This is a genomic window from Streptomyces sp. 3214.6 (assembly GCF_900129855.1).
Lineage (GTDB): Bacteria > Actinomycetota > Actinomycetes > Streptomycetales > Streptomycetaceae > Streptomyces > Streptomyces soliscabiei.
On the sequence record NZ_LT670819.1, the window covers coordinates 4,850,868 to 4,863,746 of the forward strand.

Consider the following 12,879-nt stretch of genomic DNA (forward strand, 5'->3'; position numbering starts at 1 on the left):
GTCCCACCCCGCCTGACACGGGATGGGACTCGTTCTCGATGGAGCGCCGGGCAGGCCTTGCACCTGCATTTCCCCGCAGGAAGCGGGGCGTCTTTCCTTGGACCACCAACGCAGAGGTCGTTCACCGTTTTTTCTTTCCGGTGACCGGCTCAAGATCAAGCTTACCCCATTCGGCGGGTGCGTTTGACCATGTACATCGCCCGGCCTCGATCGTCAGGCGACGTCGTCGATCTTCAAGTCCTGCCCGACGACGAGGGTGACGACCCCTGCGGCGGCCGAACCGTCCGCCGTGGGCGTCACGTTGGGCAGCCTGGAGGCGATGACGGCGGCCTTGCCGTCGAGGCCCGCCGGGTACGTCAGGGTCGACTTGGCCACCGTCTGAGGCGCGTTGCCCGTGCCGGTGACGGTGTAGCCGGCTTCCTTCAGCTTCTCCGCGACGGCGGCGGCGCGCCCCGAGACGCCCGTGCCGTTGAGGACCTGGACGCGCACGCTGGAGGCGTACACCACGTTCTTCTTCGCCGCCTCCAACTGCGGCTTGGTGACCTCCTTGTCCTTGGCCAGGGAGGTGAACAGGTCGGCCGCCTGCGGGTACTGCCACACGACGTTGGCCTTGTCGGCCGGGTTGTCGGCGACGCGCCCGTAGTTGGGCACGGTGAGGAAGCTGAGGCGGTCGCTCGGGATGCCCTTGAGCTCGTCGGCGAGTCCGTACAGCGGCTGGATGCCGGCGATGTCGGGGTCGGTCGTCAGGGACTTGGTGATCGCCTGCAGGAAGCCGTACATCGCGTTCGGGCTCGTGAGCTTCGACTTGGCCTTCTTCGCCAGGGCGTCCATGAATTCCTGCTGGCGTCCGATGCGTCCGATGTCGGAGTTGTCGCCGACACCGTAACGGGCGCGGACGTAGCCGAGCGCCTTCTCGCCCTTGACGGTCTGACAGCCGGCCTCCATGTCCAGGCGGGCCTTCTCGGAGTGGATGGCCTGCTTCGGGCAGACCTCGATGCCCTCCAGCGCGTCGACCATGCCCTTGAAGCCGGAGAAGTCGACCGTCATGAAGTGGTCCATGCGCAGACCTGTGTTGGACTCGACGGTCTTGATGGTGCAGGCGGCGGCCTCGGCGACCTTGCCGTTGCTGCCGCCGATCGCGAACGCCTCGTTGATCTTGAAATGGTGCGGCGAGGACGAACTGCCGTCGCCCTTCTCGCAGCCGGGTATCTCCACCCACGAGTCACGCGGGAAGGACACGACCGAGGCCCACTTACGGTCGGCCGGTATGTGCAGCACCATCAGCGTGTCCGACTGCATGGTGGTCAGATCCTTGCCGTACTTGGCGTTCGCGCCGTCACGGCTGTCGGAACCGACGATCATGATGTTCTTGGAGCCGGGACTCAGGTTGACCGGCCGGTTGCCGCCCAACTTGTCGTCCACATCAGCCGAGTTGATGTTGTTGTTGAGGTCGTTGTAGATCCACGCGCCGACCCCGCCGATGCCGAGGACGACGACGGCCGTCACCCCGGCCCCCCACGCGAGGATCCGCCCGCGCCGGGTCAGCCGGGTCCCGCCGGACCTGCCCGGTCCGGCCCCCCTGCCCCTGCCCGCGGGACCGTTCCCCCGGATGTTCCCCCGGCCGGACGCCTCCATGGGAGTACGTCCACGCCTCCTCGTTCCGCTCACCGGCGCTCGCCCTCCGCCTCGGCCGTTGTCACCCCGTACACCGTGCTCGGATCGTCGGCGTTGGTCACCGCCGAACGTCGGAACCCTACACGCGAGTAGGAATACGTCCGAAAAGCACAGACGACTCAGGAGACGAACGAAGCCACACAAGGGTTGCCCCGGCAAGGCACACGAGCTGCGCCCCCGCGCGCCCCCAAACCGCTCTCTCACGCCCGCCGTTCACCCCGCGCCGAAGCGCAGGTCAGGCAGGCGGGACGGCCAGGATCGAAGGAACACAGACCCCCATCCTTCGTCGAAAGGTTCGGCCGTGTCCGCCCCCACCCCCCTCGACCACTCGGTCTCCGGCTACTCCGTCAGCCACGCCTACTGGCTCGCGCAGGCCGCCCGCGCCGCCTACAAGTCCCCGAAGGAGGCCGAGGGCCTGGCCCGCGAGTGGGGGTTCGACCGCTTCCGGCACTTCTCCTCCCCGCACACCATGCCGTTCCCCATCGACGACACCCAGGCGTACGTCGCCGGCAGCGACCGCATGGTCCTGGTGGCGTTCCGCGGCACCGAGCCGACGAACCTGCGCGACTGGCTGAGCGACACCAACGCCCCTCCCGTGCCCGGACCGGCGAAGAAGGGGTTCGTGCACTACGGCTTCCACCGGGCGCTGGACGTCGTCCACCCGCAGGTCCGTGACACGGTCGGCGAGTTCAAGGACGACGGGCAGACGGTGTGGTTCACCGGCCACAGCCTCGGCGGGGCGCTCGCCATGCTGTCGGGGGCGCGCATGCACTTCGAGGCCCCGAACCTCGTCCCGCACGGCGTCTACACCTACGGCCAGCCCCGCACCTGCGACGCAACCCTGGCCAAGGCCTACGACCAGGCGCTGAAGGGGCGTACGTTCCGCTTCGTCAACAACAACGACATCGTCCCGCAGGTGCCGCCGTCGCCCGCGTTCCACCACGTCGAGGCGGTCCGCTACATCGACGCGGACGGCAAGCTGCACGACCGTATGCCCGCGCTGGGGCTGCTCGCCGACCGGGTCAAGGGGGCCACGGCCGACCCCTTCGCCCCCGCCTCGGACGGCATGCGCGACCACTTCATGGACACGTACGTCGCGCTGCTGGAGAAGAACCTCAGCTGACGTGGCCGATGGGCAGGGCGCCGGTCAAGGAGCCGGACGGATCGGCTCCGGGCACGTGTGACCGTTGTCCGGCAGGCCCAGTGCGTGCAGCGTCGGCTCGCCGGCCTCCGGGACGACGAAGGTGAAGGCAGCGGACGTCGACGGGATCCGCAGGGTGCGTTGGTCGCGGAAGGTGAGACCCACATCCAGCTCCCAGGGGCAGGCCGCGCGGTCCAGGGCGGCCACGATCTCCGCATGGGTCGGCTCGCCGGGGAACGTGCCCGTGTGGCCGGGCAGGTCGACCGTGTCGGTCCAGGTCCGGACGGACATCATCCGCACCTCGCGGCACCGGCAGACGAACACCTCCAGGTCGCCGTAACCGAAGAGGCGGGGCCAGCGGGGGCCGCGGCGGCGCATCGGGAGCACGTCGCGCGGCTCGCCCAGGGCCGCCGTGATGCCGTCCCAGGAGGCGTCGACGTGCACCGGGCCCAGGCGGGCGGTCAGGGCGACGGAGGCGAGGAGGTCGGGGAGGTCGGGGAGGTCGGGGCGCGTCATCGGCGGAGCGTCGCAGCAGGTCAGGCGGTTGTCCACCCGATTCCGCCGACGCCCCCGCGGATACCTCACCGCGGGGGCGTCAGGGACGGTCGGAGAGCTGAACGATCGGACGGTTACGGTGCGTCGATCAGGTCCACCGGCGGGACCTTCACCGTGCGGGCGCCCTGGGTGCCGCCCAGGACGACCTTGCGCAGGGAGACGTTGTTCTTGGTGTTGGTCTCCTGCAGGCGGTTCGCCGGGTTGGCGATGACCTGGATGTAGTAGGTGCCGTTGGGCAGGTCGGTGATGTCGAAGGACTGGCCGGGACGGTACTGGGTGTACGTGTCACCGGAGCCGACGTCGAGAACCTCGCGCACGGAGATGGAGTTCTGCTGGCCGCAGGCGGTCGACAGATCGGTGTTGTACGGGTGCCAGTTGGCGTTCTTCACCGTGTAGTCGATCGCGTCCGTGTTGGCGAGGCAGAACGCCTCCTTGCCGCTCTTGACGATCTCGTGCTGGTCGGCGGCGAGCAGCCGGTAGCTGGCGAAGTCCGTGAAGTGCCAGTGCTCGTGACCGATGCGCGGGTCCCACTCCATGGTGCCGGCGGGCGCGTAGCCGACCTGCTTGCCCTTGGCGTCGTAGAAGTACTGGTAGGAGTCCATCAGTTCGGCGCCGGGCTTGCGGAAGCCGTCCACGACGAGGGGCGCCGGGCCGGCGTTCCAGACGTTGGCGCTGAAGGCGAGGTAGTCCTTGCCGGGGGCGTCGCCGTCCTCGCCGTCGGTGACTGCGATGTCCCAGGCGGGCAGCGAACGCAGGTCGGGCTTGGGCACGTTGGCGGGAGCGCCCGCCCGTCCGGTGGGCCGCTGGGCGGCGGCCTTCAGCGCCGGCGCGATCCGGGAGCCGTCGGTGTGACCGGCGCCGTCGCCCAGGTGGGTGAGACCGCGGGCCTCCAGGGCGTGCGAGAGCGCGGAGGGCGTGGGGGCGTCGGCGCCACGGGGGCCGTAGTGATGACCGGCGGCCATGCCCGGCATACCCTCCATGCCCTCCATGCCGGCCATGTCGTGGCCGCCGTGGGAGGACATCGAGGAACGCAGGCCGACGCCTCCGCCGTCACTCTCCTTACGTACCGTCACCTTGATGGTGGGCTGGTCGTTCGGGATGCCGAAGAGGTCCCGGTACTTCTTCGCGACGGACACCGTGGCCGTGTACTCGCCGACGGGCAGGTCCACCGGCGCGTCGTAGTCGACGGTGCTGGAGTTGGACGCCCAGCCCTTCTCGACGCCCCAGACGGAGCCGAGCGTGAAGGGGTTGGTGGAGCAGCTCTCCGGATAGTGCGAGGTGGCCGGGGCGTCCGGACGCAGCCGCCCGGAGGCGTTGTTGGGACAGAAGCTGCCCTGCGTCTTGCGCACCTCCACCCCGGCCGCGTTCTTGATGGAGACCTCCAGGAAGCCGGGCAGCCCGCTGAAGTCCTTGACGGTGCCCGCGGGCAGCGTCTTCGTCGTCGTCTTCGTCCCGTTGCGCAGGATCTGCTGGGCGACGACGGGGTCCTTGTACGACTTACGGGTCACCTTCAGCTCCAGCGGAGCGTTGTCGACGGTGACGTAGGTGCCGAGGTCGAGGTAGACCCCGGCACCACCCTCCCCCTCGTACCGGTCGAGGGTCACGGCCTTCGACGCGGCTATCAGCTTGAGCTTCGGCGTGCCGGGCGGGCTCGCCGTCGCCGCCCCGGCTCCGGGAGCGGCCCCGGCGACGGCGACGACGGTGAGCGCGGCCCCCGCGGCGAACGCCGCACGCTGCACGCCCTTGCGATGGTGCTGTCTGGTCATCGGTTCCTCGTCTGCGAGTGCCCTGGTCAGGGACATCGGACTGGACAGCCCACAGAACCGACCGCGGTTGCACGGACGCACCCCACACGTCCCGGCCGAAACCGTGAGCACCCTGTGAGAGAGGTAAAAGCCGTATGTGGGTTGCCTGTTGAGGAAGAAAAGAAGCGAGGGCGCGTCAGTGGTTGCGCAGATCGCGGATGAGCAGATCGCGGAGGAGCAGGTCGGCCGCCGCCAGCTTCCGCGCGCTGTCGGCCAGCGCGTCGGTGAGCTCGGCGATCTCCCGGGTCAGCGCCGTCCGCACGGCCTCCAGCTCCGCCTCGGCCCGCTCCCGCTCCCGCTCCTCGAACCGGCCCCATTCGTAGTTGGAGCGGTACTCCGTCCCCGGTCCGGGTGGTTCGTCGGTGAGTTCGGGGTGCGGGAGGGGGCGTGGCGTCATTCTGAGCCGGTGGTCCGCCGCCTTCGGTTTCTTCGCGCCTTCCGATTCCTTCGCGTCCTGCGTGCTCTGCGCGCTCTGCGCGCCCTTCGGGTGGCGCTCGGGCCGTTCCTCGCCGCCCTCCTGGTGCTCGTCGGGCCCGCCTGTGTTCCCGTGGGGAAGGGGGTCGGGGTGCCGGGTGGGGCGTTCGGGGCGTACGTGGGGTTCGACGGCGACGGGGTACGGCGGATCGCGGGGCTGGACGAGTGGTTGGGGGCTGCGACGCCTCGGGTCGGGCACGCGTATCTGCCGGGGGACCGGTGGAGCAACATCGAGGGGACGCCCGGCTATCTGGAGTACTGGGCGCGGTGGCGGAGGCAACGCGCCGACCGGATGTTCGTGCTGAACGTGCCGATGTTGGAGCGGACCGAGGAGCGGGTGTCCGACGCGGTCGTGCGGGAGGAGCTGCGCAAGGGGGCCCGCGGCGACTACGACGGGCATTTCCGCGCGCTGGCCCGGCGGCTCGTGGCGCTCGGGGTGCCCGATGCGGTGTTGGTGGTGGGGTGGGAGATGAACGGGATCACATACACCCATCGGTGCGGGCCCGATCCGGCGGCCTGGCGGCGGTACTGGGCGCGGATCGTCGACGCCATGCGGTCCGTGGGCGGGGGGCGGCAGCGGTTCCGGTTCGAGTTCACGCCCAGTCGGGGGCGGGACGCCGTGCCGTGGACCGCGTGCTACCCCGGCGACCGGTACGTCGACGTCGTCGGCATGGACGCCTACGACCAGCCCCACGGCATGTCCTTCGACGAGCAGATCGCCGAGCCGTACGGCCTCGCCGCCCATGTGCGGTTCGCGCGGGCGCACGGCAAGCCGGTGTCGTATCCCGAGTGGGGGCTGTACCGCAACGGCGACGACCCCGAGTACGTACGCGGCATGCTCACCTGGTTCGCCGAGAACCGGCCGCTGTACCAGACCATCAGCGACTACTGCCCGCACGGTGTCTGGAGATGCGCCGCCAATCCGCGCTCGTCCGCCGTCTATCGCTCCCTGATGAGCTCCGCGGCGGGCGGGGCGGCGGGCGGGGCGGCGGGGCCGGGTGGGTGAAACCCGGCCGCTCTTCGGGCGCGTGGCCGCCCTGGCCGTCCCACCCGGGCCGATCATCACACAATGGGACGAGAACACCACGCGCGTCTGCGTGCCGCGACCGGGACGGCCGTCTTCCTCGCCCTCGCCCTCCTTCTGCTCGCTGCCATGCCCGCCGGAGCCGGAAGCGGAAGCGGTGGCAGTGGCGGAGGCGGCCAGGGCGGAAGCGGGGGCGGCGGGTCGGGCACGACCGCCGACCGTGCCGTCCGCGCGCACGAGGCGGCTCGCGAGCGGGTCGACCGGCTCCGAGGAGCCGACGCGCTCCCGACGCAGATCAAGGACGCCGAACGCCGTCGCAAGGCGCTGCGCGCCGGCCTGTGGGACATGCTGCGGGCGACGGCGAAGGAGGTCGGCGACCCGGTCGCCGTCGATCCCTCCGGGCGGGACGGCCACTGTCCCTTCGGCGACCCCAGCCGCCCACCCTCACCCGCCTCCTCGTCCGAGCAGCGTGTTCAGGACTGGACGGCCCCGACCCGCCGCTACTGGCTCTCCGCCGGGTTCGCCGCGAAGGGCTCCCGCTGGGCCCACCGTCACACCGGCCAGGACTTCGCCGTGGACTCCGGTACGCCCGTGTACGCCGTCGGCGCCGGCACCGTCCGCGCGACGACCTGCGGCGACGGCTTCGGCAACCAGGTCCTGATCCGGCACGGCGACGGCTACTTCACGCAGTACGCCCACCTGTCCCGCATCGACGTACGCAGGGGCGCGCACGTGACTGCCGGTCAGCGGATCGGCCTCTCCGGCGCGTCCGGCAACGTCACCGGCCCGCACCTCCACTTCGAGGTGCGGATCACCCCCTACATCGGCTCCGCGGTACCGCCTCTGCCCTGGCTGCGCCGCAAGGCCGTCGACGTGTCCGCGCCCCAGTCGACCCCATCAGTGTCACCGACTCCACCGACCCCACCAGCTCCACCAGCTCCACCAGCCCCGTCGACCCCACCGGCTCCACCAGCTCCACCGACCCCATCGGTCCCCCGGACCCCATACGCCCCGGACCAATCGGCCCCATCGGCCCTATCCGCCCCATCGGCCTCCGGAGCATCCGCCGCTCCCTGATCGTGGGCCGCGCCGCAGGCGTCCTCGCGCAGGTGCAGTCGGCGCAGGTCCTGGACCAGGGCGACCGGATAGTCGTACCGGCCCCAGCGCTCGCGGTAGCCCTCCTCGCCGTACCGTGCGAGGACGGCCTCCGCCGCCTCCAGCACGGCGTGGGCGAACTCCGGGCGGGACTGCGTGGAGCGCCAGACGACCGTGCCCGCGGAGTCGGGCAGGTCGGGGCTCACGGCCACGTCCGGGAAGCGGTACACGGTCACCTCCACATCGTCCGCCTCCCCGCTCCCGGCGCGGCTCAACACCCAGCGCAGTTCCGTCGGTTCGTCGTCGAAGAAGAAGCGGATCTCCCGCGCCGGCCCGTACAGCCCGCCCGCCGCCGCCACCAGGTCGGCCAGCGCGTCCGTGAGGTAACCGCAGACGAGGCCGACCTCCTGTCCATCGGCGGCCGACAACCGGCAGCGCGCCCAGCCGTGCCCCGTCAGTTCCCAGTCGATGATCACCGGCTCATGCTACGGACGGGGCGGCGAGCGCCCAGATCACGAACACGTCGATGGCGATCTGGACGAGCGCCCAGACCGGTGCGTACGGCAGGAACAGGAACTGCAGGATCAGGCTCAGGGAGGCCAGCACGATGCCCATGATCCGCGCCCACTCGACGCTCTCGGCCCCCTTGAGCAGCCCCCAGCCGGTCACCGCCGCCACGACGCCCACGATCAGCAGGACCCAGCCCCAGCCGGTCAGGTTCATCTCGTAGACGTAGTCGCCGACGCGGGCGTAGACGTCGTCGTCGGAGATCGCGGCGATGCCCTGGAAGACGGCGAGGATCCCGCTCACGAACATGAGCACGCCCGCGAAGAGGACCCCTCCGGCGGCCAGTCCGGCGCGGGCTGCCGGCGGCGAGGTCCGGCCGGGCGTGCCGGTGCCCTGGTGGGACGGGTCCCAGACCGGGGGCGCGTGCGAGTGCGACGGCGACGAGTTGGAGTGGGTCTGGTCGCTCATGGCGCTGCCCGTTTCTGTAGACGGCTGTCCTTTGTCGACCTTCTGTCCGGGTGGGGGCGGTCACCACGGGGGTGCGCCGTACGGGTGAGCCGGCATGCGGACGGGGCCGGGGACCCCTTCACTGGAGGAGCCCGGGAAACCATCACAGGAGGCACGATGCCGCGCACAAAGGGCGTGCTGTCGCTGACGGCAGCGGCGATCTGCTGCGCCGTCGCACTCACCGGCTGCTCGGACGACAACACCCCCTCGTCGGTGTCGTCGGGGGCGTCGGCGGCGGCGAGCAAGGCCGCCTCCGCCGCCGAGTCGCTGGGCAGGGAGGCCACCGCGGCCGCGTCCTCCCTCGCCTCCGAGGCCTCGTCGGCGCTCGCGTCGGCGGCGGCGGAGGTGGGCCGCCAGCTCGACGAGATCAAGGGCGGGGTGGACGCCAAAGGCGATGTGAAGCTCGGCACGCCGGGCGCCGACGGCGCCCGAAGCACGGTCGAGGTCACCGTCGTCAACAGCGCCGACTCGACGAAGTCCTTCGCCGTCCAGGTCGACTTCACCGACTCCGCGGGCAACCGGCTCGACACGGTCCTCGTCACCGTCTCGGACGTCCCGGCCGGCAAGACCGGCAAGGCCACCGCCCGCAGCAACCGCACACTCTCCGGAACCGTGAAGGCGAAGCTGGCCCGGGCGGTGCGGTACTGAGGCCGACGGGGGCCGCGCCGATGTTGACGGGGCTGGGAGCTCAGGCCATCCAGAAGAAGACGGCCGTCATCCGCTTCTCCTCCAGCGTCGTGCCGGAGTAACCGGTGGCGCTGTGGATGAGGTTGGCGTTGTAGAGGAGCAGCCGGTTGTACTTGTGGGGGACGCGTACGTCCTCCTCGAAGGCGTCCGGCGCGACGAACCGGGTGCCGAGGGCCTCGACGAGGTTGTTGTGCGGGGCCTGGACGACGTTGCCGCCGAGCCGCCCCCCGGGGAGGGACTGCCGGTAGAAGCTGGTCCCGCAGTCCTTGGGCACGGACGGGTTGAGGTACAGCACGGCGGCGTACCGGCACAGCGCACGCGAGTCGGAGTGCGGCCGGGGCGAGCTCTCCCCCTCGCCGACCACCTGGATGCAGTTGTGGTTGAGGGTGCCGCCGCCGGGGGCCTGCTGCACCCACAGTTTCTGCGCGCCCGTCGCCTTCCTCACCAGCCGTTCCACGCGCCCGAGTTCGCCCGGCTCCAGCCCCGGCATGGTGCGCAGTCCGGGCCAACTCTCCGAGGTGTACGGGTGTCCCTTGACCCAGTCGTCCTTGGCGAGACAGCGCTCGCGGATCGCGGCGGCGTCGGCCTCGGGGAAGACGTCGTCGATCACCCAGTAGTCGCGGCCCTTGGTGGGCTTGCGGTAGGGCAGGACGGGAAGTGGACGCGTGGCGGCAGCCCTTGCGGGCTGGTGGGGCCGCTGTGGCATGGACATGCGGCGAATCTAGGCCTGGGGTTCACCAGGACTCGCCCGCGATTTGGTCCGGACTCTTCCGCGAACTGGTCAACCTTCCGTCAACCGGCTAGGGCCTCGGTCGGACTCCTGTGCCTGTTTCCGGCCCGTTCCCGGACCCCGTTGACAACTGCCGTCACTCCCTTCCATCATCATTCCACTAATCGAGTAGTGGAATGATGATGGAAGGGAGTGGTGGCCGTGGAGTACCGCATCGACAGGCGGAGCGGGGTCCCCGCCTTCCAGCAGATCGTGCAGCAGACCAAACAGGCCCTGCGCCTGGGCGTACTGGCGCCGGGCGACCGGCTGCCCACCGCCAAGGACGTCGCCGAGACGAGCGCGGTCAACCCGAACACCACCCTCAAGGCGTACCGCGAGCTGGAGCGCGAGGGCCTGGTCGAACCGCGACCGGGCCAGGGCACCTTCGTACGCCGCACGCTGGGCCGCCCCGAGACGGGCACCGACTCTCCGCTGTACGGGGAGCTGGTGGCGTGGATGTCGAAGGCGGCCGGGGCCGGTCTGGAGCAGGAGGACGTGGCCGCGCTGGTCGCGTCGGCGCTGGAGAAGCAGTACGCCACCGGGACCACGGCGGTCACCGGGGCCACGACAACGAGGAGCACAGGTGAGTGACGTCATGTACCCGGGGGAGCCGGCGCTCGAGGCGCACGGGCTGGGGATGCGCTACCGGCGGGGCTGGGCGCTGCGGGACTGCACCTTCCGGCTTCCGGCGGGCAGGATCTGCGGGCTGGTCGGCCCCAACGGGGCGGGCAAGACCACGCTGCTGAACCTCGCGGCCCATGTCCTGAAGCCGACGCAGGGCTCGCTCAGTCTGTTCGGCGAGCCGCCGGGCTCGGTGGAGTCCGGCCGGCGTACGGCCTTCCTCGCGCAGGAGAAGCCGCTGTTCCGTCGCTTCACCGTGGCGGAGACCCTGCGGCTGGGGCGGGAGCTGAACCCCGGCTGGGACCAGCGCGCCGCCGAGGACATCGTCCGCGCGGGCAATGTGCCCTTCGACGCGAAGATCGGCACCCTCTCCGGTGGCCAGCGCACCCGCGTCGCCGTCGCCCTCGCCTTCGGCAAGCGCCCCGACCTGCTGCTGCTCGACGAGCCGATGTCGGACCTCGACCCGGTCGTGCGCCACGAACTCATGGGCACCCTCCTCGCCGAGGCCGGCGAGCGCGGCACCACCGTGGTGATGTCCACCCACGTCCTCGCGGAACTGGACAACGTGTGCGACTTCCTCGTCGTCGTCTCCGGCGGCGGAGTGCGCCTCGCCGGTGACGTGGACGACCTGATGACCGTGCACACCGTGGTCACCGGGGCCAGGGAGGGCGAGGGCCTGCCCGCCGCCCTCGGGTACCACACCCTCGTCGAGGCCCGGACCAGCGGACGGCAGTTCACCGCGCTGATCCGCCCGGAGGGCCCGGTCACCGGCCCCTGGGAGGCGGCCGCCCCGAGCATGGAGGAACTCCTGCTCGCCTATCTCCGCTCACCCGACGCACCACCGCTGATCACCCCCACCGCCCAGGTCCAGGGCCAGGCGTTCGGCACCGGGACGGTGGCGGCATGAGCACCTTCACCAGCCCCTCGACCGACGGCAAGAACGGGACGGCGAACCGGACGATGAACGGCACAATGAACGCGACCACGAACGGACCCAGGCACGGGGCCAGGAACGCGACCGCCACGCAGGCCACCCGGCGCCCCAGCCTGAGCGGTATGACCTGGCTGGTCTGGCGCCAGCACCGGGCCGCGTTCTGGACCATGATCGCCGCCACCGTGCTCGGCGCGGCCTGGATGGTCTACCAGCGCGGCCAGATGATGAACTTCCTCGACGCCTACGGCTTCCCCGCCAAGAACCTCGACGACGCGGAAAAGCAGTTCAAGCCGTACATCAGCGCGTTCACCTCCGTCACCACCGGTCTCACGGCGATACCCGTCATGCTCGGTGTCCTCCTCGGCGCCCCGCTGCTCGCGGGCGACCTGGAGAACGGCACGGCCAAGCTGATCGCGGCCCAGTCCGTGAGCCGCACCCGCTGGCTCGCCACGAAGCTGGCGCTGGCCGGGCTGTTGGTCACGGTGACCACGGTCACGCTGTCGGCTGTGTTCGCCTGGTGGTGGAGCCCCATCAAGGCCCAGCCCCTGGACATCGACTGGACCTCCAGGGAGTTCTTCAACACCACGGGCCCCGTGCCCGTCGCCCTCTCCCTGCTCTCCGTGTTCGGCGGGGTGTTGATCGGTGTGGTCCTGCGCCGCACGCTGGCGGCCATGGTCGTGACCCTCGGTTTCACCGTCGCCCTCCAGATGGTCTGGAGCCACTTCATGCTGTCGCTCGGCAACGTCCTCACGGCCACCAGCAAGCCTGTCAGCCCCGGCAGCCTAATCACATTTCCGGAGATACCCCGCACCGCGGCCGAGCTCGACTGGTCGTATGTCACCGGCAGCGGGAAACTGGTCGACGTGACGACGTGCACGGAAACGCTGACGGAGCAGGCGACTGACCTGTGCATGAAGAAGGCGGACATCGTCGGCGCATCGATTGATTACATCCCCATGTCGCAGATGAGCGATATGCAGTGGTTCGGGGCGTCGATTCTGTTGGCCCTGACCGTCGGCGTCGTGGCGTTCCTCTTCTTCTGGGGTCGCAAGCGGCTCGTCTGAGTAGCCGTTCACACCCCCACAG

General features: G+C 70.4%; 14 protein-coding genes. 8 read left to right on the top strand and 6 right to left on the bottom strand.

Annotated elements, in window-relative coordinates; genetic code table 11:
• Positions 1-213: 213 nt before the first annotated feature.
• The gene (locus B5557_RS21810) at positions 214-1,635 is read right to left on the bottom strand and encodes an LCP family protein (protein ID WP_079661053.1); all 1,422 of its coding nucleotides are present in this window, start codon (positions 1,633-1,635) and stop codon (positions 214-216) included.
• A 340-nt stretch (positions 1,636-1,975) separates the two neighbouring features.
• On the opposite strand from B5557_RS21810, the gene B5557_RS21815 reads away from it, so the two are divergent.
• Positions 1,976-2,797, top strand: coding sequence for a lipase family protein (locus tag B5557_RS21815; RefSeq protein ID WP_079661054.1), 822 nt, complete (start codon positions 1,976-1,978; stop codon positions 2,795-2,797).
• Positions 2,798-2,821: 24 nt separating this feature from the next.
• On the opposite strand, the gene B5557_RS21820 is transcribed toward B5557_RS21815, so the two are convergent.
• The 3 genes from B5557_RS21820 to B5557_RS21830 all read right to left on the bottom strand — a co-directional run bounded on the left by B5557_RS21820 (position 2,822) and on the right by B5557_RS21830 (position 5,572).
• A complete protein-coding gene (locus tag B5557_RS21820; RefSeq protein ID WP_143688208.1) occupies positions 2,822-3,331 on the bottom strand; it encodes a hypothetical protein in 510 nt (169 codons plus the stop codon).
• Positions 3,332-3,444: 113 nt separating this feature from the next.
• Complete coding sequence (locus tag B5557_RS21825; protein ID WP_079661056.1) at positions 3,445-5,136, bottom strand: lysyl oxidase family protein; 1,692 nt, start codon at positions 5,134-5,136, stop codon at positions 3,445-3,447.
• Positions 5,137-5,311: 175 nt separating this feature from the next.
• Entirely contained in the window at positions 5,312-5,572 is a 261-nt protein-coding gene (locus B5557_RS21830) for a hypothetical protein (protein WP_079661057.1), read from the bottom strand.
• 57 nt (positions 5,573-5,629) lie between these two features.
• On the opposite strand from B5557_RS21830, the gene B5557_RS21835 reads away from it, so the two are divergent.
• The 3 genes from B5557_RS21835 (at position 5,630) to B5557_RS43815 (ending at position 8,155) form a co-directional block, all read left to right on the top strand.
• Entirely contained in the window at positions 5,630-6,655 is a 1,026-nt protein-coding gene (locus B5557_RS21835) for a glycosyl hydrolase (protein WP_079664923.1), read from the top strand.
• 63 nt (positions 6,656-6,718) lie between these two features.
• On the top strand, positions 6,719-7,750 hold the full coding sequence (locus B5557_RS21840; protein WP_197697258.1) for a M23 family metallopeptidase: 1,032 nt from the start codon (positions 6,719-6,721) through the stop codon (positions 7,748-7,750).
• A gap of 174 nt (positions 7,751-7,924) precedes the next feature.
• On the top strand, positions 7,925-8,155 hold the full coding sequence (locus B5557_RS43815; protein WP_159424416.1) for a hypothetical protein: 231 nt from the start codon (positions 7,925-7,927) through the stop codon (positions 8,153-8,155).
• 93 nt (positions 8,156-8,248) lie between these two features.
• Here B5557_RS43815 and B5557_RS21850 read toward each other — a convergent pair whose 3' ends face one another.
• A complete protein-coding gene (locus tag B5557_RS21850; RefSeq protein WP_079661058.1) occupies positions 8,249-8,743 on the bottom strand; it encodes a DUF7144 family membrane protein in 495 nt (164 codons plus the stop codon).
• A 156-nt stretch (positions 8,744-8,899) separates the two neighbouring features.
• On the opposite strand from B5557_RS21850, the gene B5557_RS21855 reads away from it, so the two are divergent.
• Positions 8,900-9,430 carry an FxLYD domain-containing protein gene (locus B5557_RS21855; protein WP_079661059.1) on the top strand — a complete coding sequence of 177 codons (531 nt, stop codon included), beginning with the start codon at positions 8,900-8,902 and terminating at the stop codon, positions 9,428-9,430.
• A 40-nt stretch (positions 9,431-9,470) separates the two neighbouring features.
• On the opposite strand, the gene B5557_RS21860 is transcribed toward B5557_RS21855, so the two are convergent.
• Complete coding sequence (locus tag B5557_RS21860; RefSeq protein WP_173877714.1) at positions 9,471-10,181, bottom strand: DUF6445 family protein; 711 nt, start codon at positions 10,179-10,181, stop codon at positions 9,471-9,473.
• Between the two features lie 219 nt (positions 10,182-10,400).
• Here B5557_RS21860 and B5557_RS21865 point away from each other — a divergent pair, with 219 nt between their 5' ends.
• From B5557_RS21865 to B5557_RS21875, 3 genes are read left to right on the top strand one after another with little or no spacing between them, the layout of a single operon-like run.
• A complete protein-coding gene (locus tag B5557_RS21865) occupies positions 10,401-10,829 on the top strand; it encodes a GntR family transcriptional regulator (protein ID WP_443031265.1) in 429 nt (142 codons plus the stop codon).
• Positions 10,830-10,833: 4 nt separating this feature from the next.
• Positions 10,834-11,766 carry an ABC transporter ATP-binding protein gene (locus B5557_RS21870; RefSeq protein WP_079664925.1) on the top strand — a complete coding sequence of 311 codons (933 nt, stop codon included), beginning with the start codon at positions 10,834-10,836 and terminating at the stop codon, positions 11,764-11,766.
• Positions 11,763-12,857, top strand: a complete 1,095-nt coding sequence (locus B5557_RS21875; RefSeq protein WP_079661061.1) for an ABC transporter permease subunit — start codon at positions 11,763-11,765, stop codon at positions 12,855-12,857. The genes B5557_RS21870 and B5557_RS21875 overlap by 4 nt, the downstream gene beginning before the upstream one ends.
• Positions 12,858-12,879: the final 22 nt, after the last annotated feature.